General features: G+C 39.6%; 12 protein-coding genes. 2 read left to right on the top strand and 10 right to left on the bottom strand.

The window, feature by feature from the left end:
* Position 1: 1 nt before the first annotated feature.
* The 5 genes from LV92_RS15475 to LV92_RS15495 form a co-directional block, all read right to left on the bottom strand.
* Entirely contained in the window at positions 2-1,537 is a 1,536-nt protein-coding gene (locus LV92_RS15475) for a sulfatase-like hydrolase/transferase (RefSeq protein WP_111624495.1), read from the bottom strand.
* A gap of 83 nt (positions 1,538-1,620) precedes the next feature.
* Positions 1,621-3,057: a sulfatase family protein gene (locus LV92_RS15480; protein WP_111624496.1), complete on the bottom strand. Its 1,437-nt coding sequence runs from the start codon at positions 3,055-3,057 to the stop codon at positions 1,621-1,623.
* Between the two features lie 244 nt (positions 3,058-3,301).
* Positions 3,302-4,753 (bottom strand): RagB/SusD family nutrient uptake outer membrane protein, encoded by a 1,452-nt coding sequence (locus tag LV92_RS15485; protein ID WP_111624497.1) that lies wholly within the window; start codon positions 4,751-4,753, stop codon positions 3,302-3,304.
* A gap of 18 nt (positions 4,754-4,771) precedes the next feature.
* Positions 4,772-8,227 (bottom strand): TonB-dependent receptor, encoded by a 3,456-nt coding sequence (locus LV92_RS15490; protein ID WP_111624498.1) that lies wholly within the window; start codon positions 8,225-8,227, stop codon positions 4,772-4,774.
* A gap of 151 nt (positions 8,228-8,378) precedes the next feature.
* Positions 8,379-9,509, bottom strand: coding sequence for a FecR family protein (locus LV92_RS15495; protein WP_111624499.1), 1,131 nt, complete (start codon positions 9,507-9,509; stop codon positions 8,379-8,381).
* A 189-nt stretch (positions 9,510-9,698) separates the two neighbouring features.
* On the opposite strand from LV92_RS15495, the gene LV92_RS15500 reads away from it, so the two are divergent.
* Positions 9,699-10,256 carry an RNA polymerase sigma factor gene (locus LV92_RS15500; protein ID WP_111624500.1) on the top strand — a complete coding sequence of 186 codons (558 nt, stop codon included), beginning with the start codon at positions 9,699-9,701 and terminating at the stop codon, positions 10,254-10,256.
* Between the two features lie 618 nt (positions 10,257-10,874).
* Here the strand turns inward: LV92_RS15500 and LV92_RS15505 are convergent.
* The 5 genes from LV92_RS15505 to LV92_RS15525 all read right to left on the bottom strand — a co-directional run bounded on the left by LV92_RS15505 (position 10,875) and on the right by LV92_RS15525 (position 20,631).
* Positions 10,875-12,689, bottom strand: coding sequence for an arylsulfatase (locus tag LV92_RS15505; RefSeq protein WP_111624538.1), 1,815 nt, complete (start codon positions 12,687-12,689; stop codon positions 10,875-10,877).
* Between the two features lie 210 nt (positions 12,690-12,899).
* Complete coding sequence (locus LV92_RS15510; protein ID WP_111624501.1) at positions 12,900-14,405, bottom strand: RagB/SusD family nutrient uptake outer membrane protein; 1,506 nt, start codon at positions 14,403-14,405, stop codon at positions 12,900-12,902.
* Positions 14,406-14,421: 16 nt separating this feature from the next.
* Positions 14,422-17,574: a SusC/RagA family TonB-linked outer membrane protein gene (locus tag LV92_RS15515; protein ID WP_111624502.1), complete on the bottom strand. Its 3,153-nt coding sequence runs from the start codon at positions 17,572-17,574 to the stop codon at positions 14,422-14,424.
* 778 nt (positions 17,575-18,352) lie between these two features.
* Positions 18,353-19,972, bottom strand: coding sequence for a sulfatase (locus LV92_RS15520; protein WP_245946399.1), 1,620 nt, complete (start codon positions 19,970-19,972; stop codon positions 18,353-18,355).
* Positions 19,972-20,631 (bottom strand): 3-keto-disaccharide hydrolase, encoded by a 660-nt coding sequence (locus LV92_RS15525; protein WP_111624503.1) that lies wholly within the window; start codon positions 20,629-20,631, stop codon positions 19,972-19,974. The genes LV92_RS15520 and LV92_RS15525 overlap by 1 nt, the downstream gene beginning before the upstream one ends.
* A 359-nt stretch (positions 20,632-20,990) precedes the next feature.
* Between LV92_RS15525 and LV92_RS21905 the strand changes: the two genes are divergently transcribed.
* Positions 20,991-21,262 (top strand): hypothetical protein (locus LV92_RS21905; protein ID WP_211322996.1); only part of this gene is annotated, 272 nt, incomplete at its 3' end.

Here is a 21,262-nt window from a genome sequence, read left to right on the forward strand (position 1 = left end):
TTTAATTGTACATTTTGTTATATAGACCACCGAGATCCAACTTATCTTCCATTGTTTTTTGAAGCTCCAAAAGGTCGGAAAAAAGCGTTTTGACCTTCTCCTTATACTCCGGATTATCGGCCAGATCGTTCATTTCGTTCGGATCTTTTTCCAAGTCGAACAAAAGTATCTTATCTATTTTTGGGTAGATCAATAGTTTGTAACCATCCTTGCGAATCATCCGCTGTACATCTATATAGGCACCGTAAACTCCATTATAATGGCTCTCGGTTCTTTCTCCATTTATAATATCCATAAAACTATTGAACTCCACATAGTCCGGCTTCTCCACACCTGCCAATTCCAAGGAAGTGGCCATGATGTCCTGTAAATAGACATCCTGATTCAAAATTTTGCCCTTGGGAATTCCAGGACCTACAACCATCATCGGAATACGCACACTATGATCGAACATGCTCTGTTTCCCAATCAGGCCGTGATGCCCTACAGACAGACCATGGTCCGCACCGAAAAAGATATAGGTATTATCTATTTTTCCGGAAGCCTCCAAGGAATCCAAAATAAGCCCTATCTGTTCGTCCATATGGCTCAACAGCGCATAATATTCCTGACGGTGTACTTTAACGGCATATTCAGTTCTTGGGTATGGGGCCAATGCCTCATCCCTAAGACTTGGCTCATTTCCCATATCATCCTTATAGGGATATTCCGGTAAAAAGTTTTCGGGCACTTTGATATTTTCCAGCGGATACATATCCAAAAAGCGTTGGGGTGCCTGCCGTGGATCATGGGTTGCATTAAAGGCCAGGTACATAAAAAAAGGATCTTCCTTTTTGGTCGCCAAATCTATAAATGCAAGGGCATCATCACGGACCACTTCGCTCCAATGTTTACCACCTTCCCAAAAACCGCCCTGAAGGGTATCGGTAGGCGACCACTCGGTATCGTCCGGACCCGTTGGTCGGCCATAGCCCAGCGGCATATAGTCGTTCCAGTCCTTCATATCACCGGATTCCTCTTTCCACTTCTTTATGGATGCGCCCAATTTATTGGCATGATCTTTCGGCATACCGGGACGAATATGCCTGGCATCATTAAAGATAGTACCCGCAGGGGCCTGCACATGCCATTTTCCTGTCATGTAAGTATCATAACCTTGCTTTTGCATCAACCTGCTCCAAGTCTGGTTCAATGCTGTTGAATCTCCCTTGGACCATAGTTCACTTTTATCCTGTGCATTCCAAATATAGGAACCGGATATGATCATAGCGCGTGATGCCACGCAGATGGCACCGTTCCAACCCCCCATATTATAAGCGTGGGTAAAGGAAGTACCCCCGGTTACCAATCGATCTAAATTTGGGGTGTGGACCTCATCAAAACCCATGGCCCTGATACTTTCAAAGGTCTGGTCATCTGCGAATAAAAAAACGATATTGGGCTTGCCTGTAACCTCGGCTGCCTTGTCAGATCCAGATGGTTTACAGGATCCAAGGAGAAAAATACTAAGTAATAGTATGCAATAAAGTAATCTCATAGTTATTTTTGGTATGTAAAATTAAATCTCAATAATTTTTTTTTGATTGGGTAGTCACCTATTCGTCCTATTCGCTAAAATAATCAATAATCCTTGCCAGAAGCACTTGTTTCCTGAGAATCCTTCCATTGATTCCAGTAGGCAACCATTTCGTTCAACTTTTCGGGCTGCTCACTGGAAAGATTACTATTTTCGCCTATATCATTCAGGATATTATAAAGGGCAAAATGCTGTCCGTTGTCATCGCTATAAATCTTGTACTCATTATCAATCAGAGCTGCCTGTCCTTGAAAATCAAAGGCCAGTGGTTCTGTTCTTCGCTTGATTTCTCCTTTTACTATGGGCAACATATCCAAACCGTCATAGGGCCTTTTGTTTTTCTTAAGGTCTACCCCTAGGATATTGGCAATCGTCGGAAAATAATCAGAAGTAAAGCAGGGGATATCCACCTTTGTTCCCGGCCCGATTTTTCCTTCCCATTCCATGATACCCGGGACCCTGATCCCACCTTCATGCAGGCTTCTTTTTCTACCCGTAAGTCCGTTGGTAAGGCCTTGGGTCCTACCAGTAACCGATTTTCCCTCGGGACCGTTGTCGCTAGTATAGAAGAGTACCGTATTTTCGGCAATTCCCAATTCCCTAAGCTTATCGCGTAAACGCCCCACTTGCTTGTCCAAAGCAGTTAAAACGCCATAATAATGTTGCTGGTCTTCGGATAGGTCGGAATAAGGCTTTCGGTCATCATCCCCTGCCAAAACCGGCAAATGGGGAGTATGGAACCAAATAATACTTAAAAATGGTTTATCGTTTTTTACGGCATCTTCTATAAATGGGATGGCCCTGTCCATGATTACCCTGGAGTCATCACCTTCTAAATTTTCTTTGGCAATTTGGCCTGGCCCGGTCCAGTAAGAGGTATTGAAAGGTTTCCCTTCCTTTAAATCCCCATTTACGTCACCTGATGATTGTGGAGGGGTGATCATTGGGTTCCAAGTCGGCACCTTGGATTCTGTTACAAAACTCACATCGAAACCATGCTCCCAGGGAGGGGCGTAGTCGCCGTCGAATTTTTCCCTTCCTCCCCTATTGGCCTCAACAATATCGCGCGTCAGGGTTCCCAAATGCCATTTACCAAAATGGCCCGTGGTATATCCCTGATCTTTTACCATTTCTCCCAAAGTAATTTCCTCAGGTTTTATGTGGCCGCAGTTGGCATGGCAAATCCCATATCGAAGGGGATGCCTGCCCGTCATTACACTTCCACGTGTTGGGGAACAGACCGCAGACGCCGAATAGAAACGTTCAAAAACTGCCCCATTGGCGGCCATGGCATCCAAATTGGGTGTTTTTAAATGGGGATGTCCGTTATACTCTATATCTCCCCAACCCTGGTCATCCGCCATCAGCAGGATGATATTAGGTCTTACTTTTTCCAGTGGAATGTCTTTGCTTTTTTTGGGACCTTCTGAACAACTCACCAAAAATAGTATGCCAACAATCCAAGTTTGAACTAATTTCATATCACAACATTTATCTTACAATCAAAATATCTTTAAATAAAACTACGTAATGAACTCAAAAAAATAATTTTAGAATACAGTTGTGAAGTTAAAAATTAAAGACTAAGATTAAAAAGTCCTTTTTTTAACTTTTTCAACACCTAGAAATTATAGGCTGGGGAAATTCTAACTCCCCAACCTAAATTCCAATTTAAAGAATAAGTATATCAAGCAATATCATATTCAATTAACACTAACAGCTCTTCTACCAACCAGGATTCTGAGTTAAACTAGTATTTAACCGAATTTGATTATCCGGAATTGGGAAGAGCAGCATATAGTCTTCAACATTCTTTCCCTGCGCTCTCATTACCGCTAAGAACTGTCCCCTTCTTTTTAAATCCCATGCTCTTTGACCTTCAAATGCCAACTCAAATCTCCTTTCTTCCAAAACCGCAGACCTGAAATCATCTTGAGACAACCCTTCCAAATCAGGAAGGTCGGCCACAACACCATTTCGGGCTCTTTCCCGAACTTTGTTAATCCAAATATATTTTTGGTTATCACCAGGATCAACTTCATTAAGAGCCTCGGCAGCAATTAACAAAATATCTGCATACCTAATAACATTAAAGTTAACTCCTGACTGCAGCTCGTTGGCACGATCATCAAATTTGCTTACGTAATACGGATAAACTCCTGGCCCATAAGCCTCCTCCATGGTTATTGTACCGGTCACTCCATCAATATGTTCATAGCTATCTGAAATAGTTATAGATCGACGATACGATATTGGATTGTCAGCATTAAACTCTGCACTTGGTGCGATTGAACCACCCACCACAGTATTTGCCCAAAAAGAGTTGCCATATGGCCCGGGTAATGCCCGTGGGCCAAATGATCCTGGAATTGAGTTATTCCTCTCACCGCTTAAATATTGGATTTGATACACATGTTCCACACCATTGTTGTGCTCTGTTTTAAAAGCGTTTGCGTAATCTGGAAAAAGATCATATTTATCTGCATCGATTACCTTTTTGGCATGGGCATAAGCATTCGGAAAATCCCCTCTATAAAGGTAAATACGCGCCAGCAAAGCATCTGCTATATAAGCATTCAATCTTCCAGCTGCACTCGTGGTAGGCAATTCCAATGCAGCTTCGTTCAAATCCCTCAGAATTAAGCTATAGACCTCGTCTGAGGTAGCCCTGGGTAAATTCACCTCATCAAAACCAACTGTAGGGGTCTCATAAATTGGCACCCCGCCCATCGTACGGACCAAATGCCAATAAAATAAAGCTCGAAGCGCTTTAGCTTCGGAGACAATATCAGCCCTCTTATCTACATCAAAATCAATTTCCGCTGTATAACTCGCCACTTCATTAGCTAAATTAATACCGTCATATGCATTTGTCCAAAACCCTTCAGTGGTACCGTTATTATAGGTAAATTCATCCCATTCGAACAAATCCGATACATTAGGCGAGACAGTTGCATTATCTGCATTTACCTCTCCATAATTTATAGCGTTATTGCCGTATAAACTATATACAGAATTATATACCCCGTAAAGTCCGGCAATGGCATCATCCTCTGAAGAATAAAAATTTGCTATACTTATGTTTCCCTCAGGATTTTCTTCCAGATAACTTTCGCAAGATGTCATGAATAGCAAGATCGACATCGAAGCACTTATAAGATATTTTATATTTTTCATGATATTTTCCTCTTTAAATTAAAATCCCAATTTCACTCCCAGCCTAAAACTTCTCGATGATGGATATGCACCATTGTCAACACCAAAACTGACATTGTTCGTGGCGTACAAATCCACTTCTGGGTCAAAACCAGAATAATTGGTAATGGTAATTAGGTTATCGGCAGCAACAAAAAGTTGTGCACTTCTACACCAATCCAAACCAAGTTCATTTATTGGCAAGTCATAGGAAAGATTAATTGTTTTAAATCGCAAATAGGAACCATCCTCAACATTCCTGTCGCTGAAATTCTTCCATTCCCCAGCATTAGTGAGGGGTGCCTCAATAGTATTACTCGTTCCTGGCCCCGTCCATCTTTCGTCAAAAGCCTTTTGTAGCACATTGTGTTTTTGGGGCTGTGCATATAGCCCTATAGTATTCATATTGGCCAAGTCGTTCCCTTGACTTCCATTGATAAAGATGGAGAGATTAATGTTTTTGTATGAAAATGTATTGGTAAATCCGTAAATAAAATCAGGATTGGGGTCACCAACAACTTCTCTATCATCCAAGTTGGTTTTAAATCCATCACCGTTCAAATCCTTATATTTTGGAAGTCCTACCCTGTTAACACCACCAACAGCATTTCCTGCAGATGTAATCTCCTCTTCCGATTCCCAGATACCCAAAAAACGATAACCAAAAAACTGGCCTAATGGTTGGCCTTCTCTTGCTATAGAATAGCCATAGGCCGTCTCTCCCCTTCCGATTCCATTAATAAGTTCTTCTGTACCCTCTGGAAGTTCCAAAAGTTTATTTCGATTAAACGAAATGTTGAAATTGGAACTCCACGATAATTTTCCAAAATTATGATTGTATCCAAGATCAAACTCAAACCCTTTATTTTCCACTTTTCCTATATTTTGTACACTGGTGGAATAACCTGACTGTGTAGGTATGGCCACACTTAACAAAAGGTCTTCCGTGGTTTTCACATAGTATCCTGCTTCCAAATTTAAACTTCCATCAAGGAAACCCATTTCTAGACCAAGGTCGGTCTGTTTGGTACGCTCCCATTTTAAATCGGGGTTATTAATTCGATTGGGGGCAAGACCAACAACTGGGACACCACCGATAATAGGTTGTGCAGTTGCTGCGTAAAGCGCCAAGGAATTATAGGCTCCAATAGACTCATTACCTGTTAAACCATAACTCCCTCTTAGTTTTAACCTACTGAACACATTTAGGTTTTTGACAAAATCCTCCTCTATCAATCGCCAAGCCAAAGCTCCTGAAGGGAAAACGCCCCATTTTCTACCGTTTCCGAATTTCGAAGAACCATCCCTACGAATTGAAGCCGTTGCAATATATTTACTATTAAATACATAATTGACCCTTCCTAAATAGGACAGCAAAGCTGTTTCCGTTGCCCCACTTTTTGATGGTCGGGGATCAGAACCAAGTTCCAAATTATTGAACTCCACTAAATCTGTGAAAAAGTCGTCCGTTCTTGAAAATACACTTTCCAACTTGTTACTTTGAAAAGTATATCCAATAACCGCATCCAAGCGATGCAAATCTCCAAAGCTCTTGTTGTAATTGAAAGTATATTCCGCCAACAAATTGGTTCTCTGCACATTCCCTATAGAAGCAATACCGTTATTGGGTAGTGCTTGTGTTTCTGCTGTTGTGGGTGTGTAAGCGTTCCGTTTCGAATTAATTAAATCAGCACCAAAATTGGCCTTAAAAGAAAAACCATTGAACAGCTCATATTGCAAAAAAGCATTACTTAGAATACGCGTATTGTAAGTAATATCAGTACGTGTTTTGGCAATGGACACAGGGTTTTCGAGAACCTTCACAGTTTCGTCATGATTATGAATATAATTACCTTCATTGTCGGTGACAGGAATTACAGGAGTCGTAGCTAGGGCATTCCAAAGTGGTGTATCATCTTGATAACCTCCACCATCTGAATCCACAGCATCATTAATAGTTCTAGTAATATTGGTATTCATTCCAAATTTTAGTCTTTCACCCAAATCCTGGTCGAGATTAAATTTTAGTCCTGCCCTTTTAAAGTTAGATTCGATAATTATACCATCCTGATCCATATAACTACCGGAAACTAAATATCGTGTACCTTCCCGACCGCCTGAAACTGTAAGACCGTAATTATTGGTGATGGCGGTTCTAAATATTTGATCCTGCCAATCAGTACCTTCGCCAAGTTCTTCTGGCAAGGGTTTATTTATACCATCATAAATAAGTGGTTGATTGTTGTTGATGGCCCATTCATTTGTCAAAATGGCCAGCTCCTCTGCGTTCGCCAAATCTAATTTTTTTCTTACCGTACTTATACCGGTAGAATATTCAAAATCAATTTTAGCTTTGCCAACGCTTCCTCTTTTGGTAGTAACTATTACAACGCCATTTGCCCCTCTAGCACCATAAATGGCTGTGGCCGAAGCATCTTTCAAAACTTCGATCGAGGCTATTTCACCCGGGCTAATACTTGTTAAAGGATCACTGGCAGAAGCTCTATTACCTCCAGCTTCTGGAGTAGTGTCACCATTATCTATTGGAAATCCATCAACTACATAAAGTGGCTGACTAGAAGCGTTTATTGAATTAGTACCTCTTACTCTAATTCGGATTCCCCCACCAGGCGCATTAGAAGCCGCCCTGATATCCACGCCAGAGGCCTTACCCTGCAAGGCCTGAACAAAAGTGTTAGAAGGTGTTTTTTCCAAATCGACACCCTTAACCGAAGAAACCGAACCTGTTAAATCTTTCTTGCGAACCGTTCCGTAACCAACGACAACAACTTCATCCAAACCTGCAGCATCTTCCTCTAAAGTAATGGTAAGATTTGTTTGTCCGTTAAGAGGGATCTCCTTGGTAGCATATCCAATGTACGAAACAACGATGGTCACATTTTCATTGGCTACTTCAATATTAAAATTACCATCAAAATCGGCCGTAACACCATTGGAAGTACCTTTTTCCACGATGTTGGCCCCTGATAAAGGAATGCCATCGGCATCTGTGATTACACCCGAAATCTGGAACTGTACTAGGCCAACCTTTTTTGTTGGACTAACATCCTCAATCTTGGCTGGCATGGCAGTATTTATACTTTTGGTAAGTATTACTTGTCGATCCAAAGTTTTGTAACTTATATTGGTGTTGGCAAAAAGCAGGGCCAACACCTCCGATATTTTTCTTTTTTTGACGTGTAACGTTACTTTTCGATCAAGATCTATCTGTGCACTCTCATATAAAAACCGAAACTCCGAAATTGCTTCTATTTCACTAAAAACCTCTTCCACCGGAACATTATCGAATTCTAGGGTTAATTTGGCACCCTGTGCATAGGTATTTGCTTGAATCTCAAATAACGAAACTATAAGCAAAAAGGTAGTTAGTTTCATCTTCAAGTCGAATTTAGGGAAAAGCCTATATAGCATGACCCCCATAAATTTATTTTTCATAATTTTGGTTTGATTAAATGATTTTGAAAAGCTCGTTTAATTATTAGTTCTTAAATCGGGAAATGGTCTCAAGCATTTTCCGATTTTTTTTGAACTTTCTATTCTGTATTCAAAAAGTTACGGCATAAGCAATTGATTTTTATGGTTCATATTAGTCTATAGTTATTTTTCTATTCTTTATGACATAATTAAAAGCATGCACCTCACCTATAGATTTCATTACGTCCTCTATGCTCTCAATGTCAACATTAAACCGCGCGTTTAAAATTTTCCGGCTTAGAAGATCATTGTTGTTTTCAATAACCACATTATAGCTACGTTCCAGCTTTTTGGACATATCCGAAAAGCTTACATTTCTAAAAACCAGTTCTCCTTTGATCCATCCTGTATACAGGTGAACATCCACCTCCTCTTCATGCGTGGTATGGGATATTTTATTCCAAGCTCCCTTAGTCCCAGGAACTAGCACCAAATCCTCTTCTGGGGCTAAAGTATTTGTCATGCTAACGGCACCCTCAACCAATACAGTCCTGATTTCTTCATCCTCCTCGTAGGAAGAGAAATTAAACTCGGTACCCAACACTTCTACAGCTACTTCCTCTGAATGCACAACGAATGGATGTTCCATATCCTTGGCCACCTTGAAGTATGCTTCTCCATTTATAAATATTTCTCTCTTCCCAGTTTTTAGGAACTTAACAGGATATTTTATTTTTGTTCCGGAATTCAAATGTACCAAAGTGCCATCAGAAAGTTCTACTTCAAATATTTTTCCAAATGGAATCTCCAATTCATTATACACCAACTCACCGATTTCCGAATCAATCTTATAGCTAATTCTATTACCCTTTTGCACTCCTAGCACTTTACCCGAAGCGGAAACTATCTGTTGACTGCTCTCCTCCTGAATTACCTTCACATTATCGTTCCCCATTTTGAGCTTTATGGTAGTTTCTGAAATGGTATTTTGGCTAGCCATTTCATTTTGTCTAAATACTAAATACCCTGTTGCAATAACTCCAATAAAAATTGCAGCATACTTTAGAAGTGGTCGCAAAAGGGAAACCCTTTGTTTTTTAGAAGCATAAGCCTTCTCCATAAATTCCTGCCATTCCAAATCAGTGTCCATCTCTTCCAGAAACACCAAAGCCTCCGTCACTAAGTTTTCATGAAAAAGAGTATATACAATCTCCTTCTCTTCTTGGGTAAGTTGTTGAAGAACATCCATCTCTATTCGACCGGATTGTTCAATACTTACCAAAACGGATTTCAACTTTTGCATAAGGCCTATTTGTGGTTCTTTATTATAAGTTGTCAATTAACGTTCTTAGGGTGACAAAAAAATATTATTTCTTTCAGAATTTGATAAATATTTATGCCAAATGAAATTAAATTAGTATAATTGATGATACTTTTTAACCAAAAACACAATTGCCCAAACATCAATTAGGATATAAAATCCTATAAAACCATGACCAAAAACAAGAAAAATTGCAACCAAGAAATGGAGAAACTCTTTAAAGAGCATTTCCCTATGTTGTGCCTAATTTCTTTTGGAATCGTAAAGGATAAGGATACCGCCAAAGATATTGTACAAGATTTTTACATCTCGTACTGGCAACGAGCAGCGTCGGTTTCCATAACAATATCCTTTAAGGCATATGCCATTAAGGCCGTAAAAAACTTGAGCTTGCTTTCTCTTGAAAAGGCAAAAAAAGAAAAATTTCTTATTCAAAGTCTAAACACGCCAAAATACGACGAGCCAGAACCTATGGAGCCACCCAGTGCAAACGGCAGGAAGATACAGGCACTGCTGAACGAACTCCCTGAAAGCCGAAAACAAATATTTATTTCCGCCATTATTAATGGGAGGAGTTACGCCGAAATAGCAGAAATGCAGGGGATTTCCATCAACACCGTTAAAACACAAATGAAAAGGGCTTATGCATTTCTAAGGTCGGAGGCGTCGGAAAATCTATTACATTTTTTTCTATGGACGGTGCTTATTTCGTACATCATAACTCAATGATATCATCAGGTAAAATCTGCTCTTACCCAGTAATTCGGACCTTGTCCAAAATTTTATCTTAACCTCTAGTATTGGTTCCCCTAGTCATCTTTATTGGCCAAAGCCAAGATAGTAGAATAAAAAATGGTGACTTATAAACAAAAATCGCATTCCGAAGCCCCATTTCTCAAAAAGCTTACCTCTACAAATTAAGGTTTCAGAATACCTTATTCCTATTGACATCTCCTTATGGTTGTGAACGTGTAATAATGAGGTTCCAAGTCAACATCTTTGATTCCCCTACACAACTCACATCGAGAACATGTTTCCCGGGTGATTTCCTTAGGTTTTATATGATAACATTTGGCAAGATAATTTAGATAGCGAAGGAGATGTCAGCCCTTGATATAATTGCACGTGTTGGCAATCAATAGACAGTATTAAAAACCTCAAAACCCCTAATTTGTAGGCTATGGCTTTCAAATTAGGGGTCCTAAGTTGGGGATATCAATTATTTACGAAATTCGTCAACGTGCTTCCCTGCATAAAGCAACAAAAAACAAATAAAACGTTATTCAACTTCTTCAAAAATGATTCCCTCTACTTTTAATAATCCAGATTTATTATCAAAAATTACTGTTATAATTTCTCAATATAGACATAATAGGCCGGATGCACCCTATTATCCTTATCTATTAATTGAGCTTCCATATCATACTTCCCTGCCGAAACTTTAGCAGTAAAGGATACTTCCTTCTGCCCCTTTTCCACATTAGCCGTTTCATCTATGTCCGCAACATACAAATAAGCCTTTTCGAAATCAGATTTTACGCTGGCCGGCATAGTCCTATCCAGCTCCACGATTTTCTCCTGTGCCGGGAAAGTTGCGTTAATTTCCAATCCACTCTCCCTAGGAAATCGGCATAGGCTAATTTTATATTCCCCATCTTCCACGAATTGAATTTTCCATCTTCCAGTAGCTTGGACCGCGCTTGCAGCTCCATATTGATGCCACATTCCATTAAATTTTCCCGTGAGCATATCATGTGAGGAAATACGGCTTGGATTTTCTTGGGGCGATCCTACTTTTATATAGGCATATCTTTCGTCAACGCCCTCATCCATGAACGACTGCCACCATCTTTCGTAACCTTCGGCCAGTTTTTCCACCACCTCGGGATGTTGATCTATTACATTTTTGGTTTGACTACGATCTGTGTTCATGTCATATAGTTCAGTCCCATTCACAAACCTCCAATTGTCATCCATAACAGAGTATTTTCTGTACTTTACCAAGTTTTGGAGTCTTTGGGTATCAATATATAGTGTTCTTTTGGGCCAATTTTCGTCCGTGTCATATAGCAATGGCTTTAGACTTATGCCATCCAAGGGTTTCACCGGATTAAAATCCAGTCCCAATACGTCAACAAAAGTAGGCAACAAATCATAGGCCGCAACCAGTTTGTCTATGTCCTTACCACCAGTAAGTTGTCCATCAGGCCAGCGAATAAAGAGAGGCACCCTATGTCCACCTTCATATTCACTTCCTTTTGAGCCCCTTAAGCCTGCATCGAAAACCTTGTTCCCTCCCGCGGTACCATTATCTGTCATAAAGATCAAGACGGTATTGTCCGCTATCTTCAACTCTTCCAATTTCTTTTGCAACAACTTAAAATTGTCATCGATATTGGTTATCATCCCATAAAATCGTTGATACTTTTCCTCAAGGTTCTCAATATCCTTGTACATGTCCAAATATTTCTTTGGCAGGTTCAACGGGCCATGGGGAGCATTGGTAGCGATATAACAGAAAAATGGGTCGTTCTTATTTTCTTCTATAAAGTCCATGGCTTCGGAGAAGAAAACATCGGTACAGTAACCCTTGTATTTTTGAGTTTCCCCATTGTGCCAATAAGTGTCATCAAAATAATCGTTCCCCCAATAGTCGGGGCCTTGTGTGATTCCTCCGCCACCATGCCTAACAACCTCATGAAAACCCCTGTCTTCAGGACGGTATGGATAATTATCCCCTAAATGCCATTTTCCAAACATTCCATTGGTATATCCATTTTGGGCCAAAACTTGCGGTAAAATTACTTCATCCTCAAAAAGTAGGGAACGTCCTGTTATCGTATGGAATACGTTGATCCTATTGGTATGTCTGCCGGTCATTATGGCTCCACGGGTGGGAGCGCAGGTGGTTGACACATGAAAATTGGTAAATCGCACCGACTCTTTATAAAATTCATCGATGTTGGGCGTCTTAATGTATGGGTTTCCATAGCAGCCCAAATCGCCCATACCTTGGTCATCTGTAATTACAATAATGACGTTGGGTTTTTTCTTTACCGTGCTTTGGGCATTTGAAATTATTGGAAGGACAAATATGGCTAAAACAAAAACCTTAAAATATCCTGCCAAATAACCGAATGGACGTAAGTTGTCTATGATCATAATCAAACCTATTTTATTTTTGAACAATTTAGTTATCAATTCTTTTATTTTCTATAAAAATATTATCCAATCATAAAACTATTTCTTATTTAGAAGAATAGCCATTATGAATCTTGGAAAAACCACATTGATTGCAACCTACTCTAATAAAAGTTCCAGAGTCGACATATTTGGGTTATACAACCATAACAATATTAAATTGTCCTTAAATTAATATCCTGGGTTCTGCACAAGATTTTCATTGTTTCGCAATTCATCTGTTGGAATTGGGAACAATAATTCTCTAGCCGTAAGTGTGGGTCCATAAGCAAATTTATGACCAACAAAGTCCTCAAAGTTTCCTGTGGTCACGTTCAAAGCCTTTCTTAGACGGACCATATCGAACCAGGTTACATTTTCGTAGCTCAATTCGTGCCATTTCTCTTTCCAAACTGCTTCCCTGAATTGCTCTTTGCTTAATCCAGTATATTCATCAAGTTCGGCTCTCCTCCTAATTTTGTTCAAGGCCTCTTCAGTATCAATGGTAGGTCCGGAAATCTCGTTCTGGGCCTCGGCATAGATCAAAAGTACTTCCGCATAGCGAATTAAATCCCAATTAAGGTCACTACTAGCGGTTTCCAAATTGGCTACAATATCAAAATGTTTATATAAAAAGTAGCCTCCCAAAACGATGGTTTCATTCCTATCGAATTTTGAAGTATAGGTGGTGTAGTAAAATTCCTTTTCTTCAACCCTTTTATCACCAGCTTCATAGGACTGTATAAAATTCTGATTTGCATAAATAGCGCCAGTCTGCTCAGAATACGCTGAAATGTTCATATTATAAGGTATTATTAATGGTTGCCAATTTGAAGGGTCTACAAAAGCTTCATATTGCACCATAAAAATATTCTCACCTATATTATTACCGGCCGGATCGTGAAGATCTGCATATGATGTAAATAGGCTGTACTGATCCGAATCGATTACTTCTTTAGCTTTGTCCGCAGCCTTTTTATAATACTCATTCCCTTTTTGCAAAGGATAGCCGGCCATGGTAAGGTAAACACTTGACAATAAAGATTTAACAGCGCCCAAAGTAACTTTCCCCGTAGTATCATTAAAAGGCAATCCAGAAGCCTCTGCCAAGGTAAGATCTTCTTCAATTGAAGCATAGATATTCTCAACAGATTCTGGAGAAGCATATAGATTTTCCGAACCTAGATCAATAGGATCTGTAATCAAAGGCACTGAACCAAAAATTCTAACCAGGTTATAGTAATAATAGGCCCTTAAAAACCTGGCCTCGCCCATAAGTCTATTTTTCTTTGCTTCGTCCATAGCAATTTCCGGAATGTTTGCAATGGCCAAATTAGCATTGGCAATTCCTTTATAACTACTATCCCAATACGCTTTACCATATGCATTATCCGAGGTATTGGTCAAATTTCTAATAATATTGCTATTATCGGCCTGTCCCAAATCACTATCAGCAAGTCCTGTTGCGAATTCCAACATTAGCCATGGACTGCCCCCATAACTACCTCCTCTTACCGTTCTTAAACTGGAGTATATGGAAATAACGGATGATTCGGCATGCTCAGCAGTCTCAAAATAACTTTCAGCCGTAATATTGGTTGGATCTGATTCCTCAAGAAAATCGGAACATCCTGTAGTAAGGAATAGTGAAAAGGCTATTGTAAATAACCCAAATCGCGTTTTTATAGTATTTTTCATTTTTGTCTTTTTTTAATTAGAATGTTGCATTCAACCCGATCATAAATACCCTGGGTTTGGGATATTGATCAAAATTAACCTCTCCTTGTCCAAAAGTATTGTCACTGGTTTGCACCTCAGGGTCATAACCTTGATATTTTGTGCTAACAAAGAAGTTTTGTGCAGAAGTATATATCTTAAGCCTATTGAGTTTTATTTTTTCAGTCATTTCGGAAGGAAAATTGTAGCCCAACAGAAGGTTTCTGCCCCTAATAAAAGACCCATCCTGGATCATATGGGAAGTGTCCAAGTTATCATAACCTGCGGATACAGGTCTCCACTGGGCAATTGGTGTGTCCTGATTATCCGGAGTCCAACCGTTCAAAACAGTGGATAAGCTATTTGCGATACCCTGGCGATTTTCTTGTGGACGCGTAGTAATATACATGATATCATTACCATACTGGAATTGAAGATCTACCAACAATTCAAAATTCTTATAACGGAAGGTGTTTATAAAACTACCGTATCCATCCGGTATACCTTTCCCTATAATTGTTCTGTCCGCCTGGTTGATAACCCCGTCATTATTTCTGTCCTCTATTTTTACATCCCCTGGCAACCTGAAATATTTTGCAGCTTCAGCCTCTTCGTCGGTTCCCCAAGTTCCCAAATTAACCAATCCAAAGAATGAACCTACAGGTTCTCCTTCCCTAATAATAGTACGACTGGAAAATATATCACTACCCCCGGAAAGGGCCACCACTTTATTCTTGTTCATGGCGATATTGAAATCGGTTTCCCATGAGAAATCCGTATTCATTATATTCTTTGTATTCAAGGAAAATTCGAATCCTTTATTTTCCATACTACCTATATTCCTAAATACCGAAGCATAACCACTACTTGTTGGTACCGGAGAATTCAAAAGCATATCCGTGGTCAACTTTCTATAAACATCGGCCTCCATGGAAACCCTTCCATTAAAAAGACCCAACTCTATACCGGCATCTACCTGATCTGTTTTTTCCCATTGCAGGTTAGGATTGGCCAACCTATCTATACCAATACCATTTACAATAGAATTATTAACTACGTAGGCGTAGTTTCCAAGACCTGAAAGTGCACCATATGCAGGAATTTCGGAGTTACCGGTAACACCATAACTTGTACGCAGTTTAAGATTGGAAATTAAAGAGGATTCCCTTAGGAAATTTTCTTCGGACACTTTCCATGCCAATGCTGCTGACGGAAAGAACGCATATTTATTGGTAGCCCCAAACTTTGAGGATCCATCTACACGCCCTGTAACTGTTAGTAAATATTTATTCAGCAAGCCGTAATTGATTCTTCCAAAATAAGAATTAAGCCCATATGCATAAGCACTTGAACTTGGCGTACGTACAACAGACCCCGCTCCCAAATTATCATAGCTGAAAAAATCATCTGAAAAATTTTGAGAACCAGCACTGAAACTAGAACTGTTGACATGTTGCCATGAAATACCCAATAAACCAGTTAGTGAATGCATTTCGGCAATCTCCTTCTGATATGTCAAATAATTTTCAAATTGCCATGACAAATACTCGTTTAATGATCTAGTAGCATATCCATTCGTGTTGGTCCCGATAAAACTAAGTTCCCTACCAGCATATTCATTAATTTTTTGGTCGATACTATTAATACCCAAAGACGTCCTAAAGTCCAAGCCTTTGGCCAAAGTAATATTGGCAAATATATTCCCCAGCACAGTATTGGTCTTTAGGTATCTCTTATATTCTTCCGCAACCCTTACCGGATTGGGACCACCTTCCATACCTGGATAATCCGCGTTGCTGGCCCAGGTACCATCAGGGTACTTAACTGGAATTATAGGAATATTTTCTATCATATTCCTTCCTACCCATGAAGCATGTATAACCCTTTCATTTTGATTATTATAGCTTAAACTACCACCTACCTTTAACCAATCTTTAATGTTGGAGTCAAAAACAAATCGCCCGGAATATCGTTTTAACCAAGAATCCTTCATGATACCCTCTTCGTTCATGTATCCTAAAAAGGCTCCATAACTTCCATTCTCATTTCCTCCTGTGAAAGATAATTGATGATTTTGGGTAAATGCCGGTCTGGTAACTTCATCCTGCCAGTCTGTATCGTATATTGGATCTCCATTGGCATCGAACAATCTTGGATCGTTCCTTTTTAAGGCAGGATCGGTATATTTACCATTTGCAAAACCAACCGCATCATATTTTTCCGCATTCTGGTAAGCAACCTCTTCGATCATTAAAAATTCCTCGGAATTAAGGACCCCCACTTTCTTGGCGAGTGTACCCAAACTGTAGTAACTATCATAACTGATTCTACCACCTGCATTGCTTCCTCTTTTCGTAGTAACCAAAACAACCCCATTGGCCCCCCTGGAACCATAAATAGCTGTGGCCGAGGCATCTTTTAACACTTCGACAGAAGCAATATCATTTGGATTAATATAATCGATTGGAGTGCTGTTGTCCGCAAGGCCTGTTGAAACCAATATAACCCCATCTACAACGTACAAAGGATCATTGGCAAGACTTACAGAGGAATTTCCTCGGATTCTTATATTGGATTTACCTCCTGGTCTACCAGAATTGATAGAAACGCTAACCCCTGGCATTTTACCTGATAAGGATTGCGTAAGGTTTGCTGCGGGTCTCTCCTGAAGCTCTTCAGAGGAGACAGAACCCACAGCTCCTGTTAAATCACTTTTCTTTTGGGTACCATACCCTATCAGAACTACTTCATCCAATCCTGCGGCACTTTCTTCCAACTTCACAGAAATAGCGGTTTGCCCATTTAGAGCAATTTCTTTGGTGGCATACCCTATATAAGATACCACAAGGGTTGCATTTTCATTGGCTACCTCAATAGTGAAATTGCCATCAAAATCGGCAGTAACCCCATTGGAGGTCCCTTTTTCAACGATATTGGCTCCTGGCAGGGGAACACCATCAGCATCCGTAATGGACCCATTTATCTGAGTTTGAAGCTCAACGCCAATTAACTTGGAATTGATAGGTGTTAATACCCTATTTATATCCGTTTTAGCATTGGCAAGAAACATGACCATGGAACATACAAAGGTGGTCCATAGTACCTTTTGCGCGGGTTTAAAACCCCGCACTGGTTCATTTTTTCGTTTCATTTTAAAGTTTTTAAGTTATTCAAGAAATCTTGTTGGTTCTTAACCTTTCCGTAACCATTAGTTGCTATTTTAAAAATCCATGGAGACTATATTTGCTCCATTAGTTTTAAATATTCCAACCCGGTTATCGTTTGAGTGTCCCCAAATATAGGCTAGCAGGACACTGGGCATCTTGCTCATATCGCCCAATCATTTGCTCATAACTTGCTTTATAGTATGATAAAATTTAAATCTTTGCTTTTAAACATGTTATAAGTTGGCTCCCTCCCATGTATCCTTAGATAAAGTCAAAAAAAAATCATGAAAAATCTGTGGACACATTATATACTCTGAAAATTTGTAAGGAGAAACCCGGCTTTTACTATAAATTGAAGGGAGTGAAGAAAATGCTGAAAAGTTAAGTGAAAAACTGTAATTGGCCTTTTATTTAAAAAAACTCTTCTTAACAATACGAACATTCCTCAATTTAAAAAACAAAAAACCGTTGATTTTTCCAATAAAATAGAATAATTACAGGAAACACTTCACAAGATTCAACATACGGAAAATAAATTTCCAATCAGGCAAGAGTCATGAGTATATAGCAGAATTTCCGGGAGTCTCTGTCATTTCACCCCAAGGAAAAGGCAAATTGCTTAGGCCCTTCCTAAGTTGGGGGCAACAGAAAATTTAATACAACTTTTACTCCAACAAAAATATTTTAGAGCCTTAGCGTATTAAAACTTAGGATAAAGTTTAAAAGTGGTTGAGTCCTGTTTTGTTTGTCCAAAACTTATTATTAATCCTGGGTTACCTTGCTACCCCACCAGTCTTCATTGGGTACAAAATCTTTAGATAAGAATTTTAACCGCTCAGCTTCCAAAGCAGGCCAGCTTTCATTTACAATTCGATTATGTCGCTTTTGAGACATTTCAGCATTGTATTCAGGATCCTTTGACGGCATATTGGCTCCTACTTCCTTAAGCCATTCATGAAGTTTTTTGCTTAACTTTTTAGCGATTTCCGGATATTGGGTTATCACATTGGACTGCTCTCCCGCATCGGTAGCCAAGTCATATAGTTCTTCGCTCCCATCTTCCCAATAATGGATAAGTTTCCAGTTTTCTTCACGTATAATTGATGATGGATTTCCACCTTGATTGCCATAATGGGGATAATGCCAAAACAAAGGTCTAACAACATCCATTTTCTTGCCTTCCAAGATCGGTTTAAGACTAATACCATCTATATGTTGTTCCGTTAAGGCATCAATATTGGCCAAATCCAGGATTGTGGGATAAAAATCAGTACCTACAACAGGAAAATCACTTTCCGATCCTCCATTTTTAAGCCAGGGTACCTTAATAAAATAAGGTTCCCGAATACCACCTTCCCACTGATATCCTTTGCCTCCCCTAAGAGGGCGATTACTGGTGGAAAAAGAATCCCCTGAGGCCACTCCACCGTTATCGGATGTAAAGATTACAATTGTATTTTCCTCAAGTCCGGAATCTTTTAATGCCTGGAGCACCACTCCTACAGCATCATCCATACTCTCTACAAGTCCGGCATAAATAGGATTATCCTGTTCCTGCCTAATAGGCAGGACCCGCTCCATTTTATAGCCCTTTTCGGCTACGCCCAATACTTCCGCCTTGTCCCTGTATTTGCCCCATTTTTCTTGGGTGGTCTGAATAGGCCCATGTACCGCATAAAATGAAAGAAAAGCGAAAAAAGTGGAATCCTTATGCTGTTTAATAAAATCCGCGGTTTCGTTGCCCAAGCGCATGGTAAGGTTCTCCCCGGCAACTTTATTAGGCAAAGTTGGATTGTCCCAAGGTGAAAAGTAACCTCCCATAGGACTTCCCTTCTCCCATCCACCTTTATTGATATCAAATCCATGATCCTCGGGATAGGATCCTTCAGACCCCAAATGCCATTTTCCTGCAAAGAAGGTTTTATACCCCTCTTTCTTCATGGTCTCTGCGATGGTCACATCCTTCGCCGGTAGGCTATGTACATAGTCGGCGGGAAGCAATTTATCATGACGATTATGGGATCGCCATGCGGCACCGGATGCAGCCCCTATCCAATCTGTGATTCCGTGCCTAGCCGTAAATTTACCGGTCATAATACTGGCCCTGGATGGACTACAAACACGGCTGGCGGCATATCCTTGGGTAAACACCATACCTTCTTTTGCCAATTTATCAATGTTTGGTGTTTCATAATATTTACTGCCGGTTATACCCAGATCTACCAATCCCAAATCATCGACTAGGATAAAAACCACATTAGGTCTTTGAATTAAGTTTTTGGATTGTTGTTGGCAGCCAACCATTAATAACCCCAATACAAGGCAACTAATAATGGATAAAGGTTTGGACAAGCGCATTCCTATTATAATCTTATTCTCCATTAAGGCAAAGGTTTCACCATAATATCCTTGTAATAAATAATACTTTTCGGATCATGACCTTGCAGTGCAAAAGTTCCTCCCTTTAGCACCCTATGCTGGCGTTCCCCTTCGTCTCGTTTAGGATTTTCAGGTTCGGTATAATCTACCACCACAATATCATTTATTTTAATAATTATCCTTTTGCCTTCTACTTTGATATATTCGGTATACCATTCATCATCGCCAACATAGGTTTCAATAACATTTACTATATCATATAGGCTACCGGTACGTTTCCAATCCCCTTGGGAATTGTTTACCTGAACTTCATACCCATATACTGGCCAACTGGCCTCTTGATAGCGCGTATGGATATAAATACCGGAATTGGAGCCAGGCTTGGTCATCACTGAGGCCTTGAATTCAAAATTGTGAAAATCATGGTTTTCCACATCACCAACGTAAAATAAATGTGCTTTGGGTCCCTCAACTTTAATAGCCCCGTCCTCTATAGAAAATGTTTGGGCGTTTTCGCCTACTTTCCATCCGTCCAAATTTTTGCCATTGAACAAGGAAATCCAACCATCTTTATTTTTATCACCCCCTGTTTGACCAGTAATTGTATTCAAAATTCCTAGACAGAATACTAGGCTCATAAGATATGCGAAACTATTTTTCATTTTGTTGATTATTTTAGAAGAGACAAGATATTAAAAAATGGGTTACTCAAAAGATATTGTTGGAACTTATTTTGGGAGGGCGTTGAATATTGCTAGTTGGGAAGAATAATTTAATGTACCAATGTTTTAATGTAGCAATAATTCAATGTAGCAATTGTTCAATTTGAAAATGAGCCGATTTGAAGTTAGAGCTACAATGTTATAATTATTCAATGTTACAATGTATCAATTTAATGGTTTGAAGATGGGTAGATTTGGAAATGTAACAATGGTTTAATGTAGCAATAATGCAATGTAGCAATGTATCGATTTGATAGGTTGAAGATGTAACTACCATTTATCAATTATACAATGTGGCAATGTGTCAATTGGTTGATTTGCAGATTGGATTCTGCGGCTACTGTTTACCAATTATTAGTACAAACGCAGTGCAGTACAATGGGCCACAGGAACTGATCACGCCATCGGCGTGCCTATTTGGATATATTGCAAAAAAAAAGTCCCCCCATCGTAAGATGAAGGGACTTCAAAAAAAGGCGGCGGCCTATTCAATGACAGCCCGTTACTGCAAGCGTAGCGAAGCAGGAACGGATGCTGGAATTAATCACGCAATAGGCGTGCATTCAATGAC

Source organism: Arenibacter echinorum, assembly GCF_003259375.1.
GTDB classification, from domain to species: Bacteria; Bacteroidota; Bacteroidia; order Flavobacteriales; family Flavobacteriaceae; genus Arenibacter; species Arenibacter echinorum.

Bases quoted from the DNA above. Each gene is read 5' to 3' on its own strand.
- LV92_RS15495 (WP_111624499.1), bottom strand. From the start codon at position 9,509: ATGCAAAAGTTGAAATCCGTTTTGGTAAGTATTGAACAATCCGGTCGA.
- LV92_RS15525 (WP_111624503.1), bottom strand. From the start codon at position 20,631: ATGAAAAATAGTTTCGCATATCTTATGAGCCTAGTATTCTGTCTAGGA.
- LV92_RS15500 (WP_111624500.1), top strand. From the start codon at position 9,699: ATGACCAAAAACAAGAAAAATTGCAACCAAGAAATGGAGAAACTCTTT.
- LV92_RS15510 (WP_111624501.1), bottom strand. From the start codon at position 14,405: ATGAAAAATACTATAAAAACGCGATTTGGGTTATTTACAATAGCCTTT.
- LV92_RS15515 (WP_111624502.1), bottom strand. From the start codon at position 17,574: ATGAAACGAAAAAATGAACCAGTGCGGGGTTTTAAACCCGCGCAAAAG.
- LV92_RS15480 (WP_111624496.1), bottom strand. From the start codon at position 3,057: ATGAAATTAGTTCAAACTTGGATTGTTGGCATACTATTTTTGGTGAGT.
- LV92_RS15485 (WP_111624497.1), bottom strand. From the start codon at position 4,753: ATGAAAAATATAAAATATCTTATAAGTGCTTCGATGTCGATCTTGCTA.
- LV92_RS15505 (WP_111624538.1), bottom strand. From the start codon at position 12,689: ATGATCATAGACAACTTACGTCCATTCGGTTATTTGGCAGGATATTTT.
- LV92_RS15475 (WP_111624495.1), bottom strand. From the start codon at position 1,537: ATGAGATTACTTTATTGCATACTATTACTTAGTATTTTTCTCCTTGGA.
- LV92_RS15490 (WP_111624498.1), bottom strand. From the start codon at position 8,227: ATGAAAAATAAATTTATGGGGGTCATGCTATATAGGCTTTTCCCTAAA.
- LV92_RS15520 (WP_245946399.1), bottom strand. From the start codon at position 19,972: ATGGAGAATAAGATTATAATAGGAATGCGCTTGTCCAAACCTTTATCC.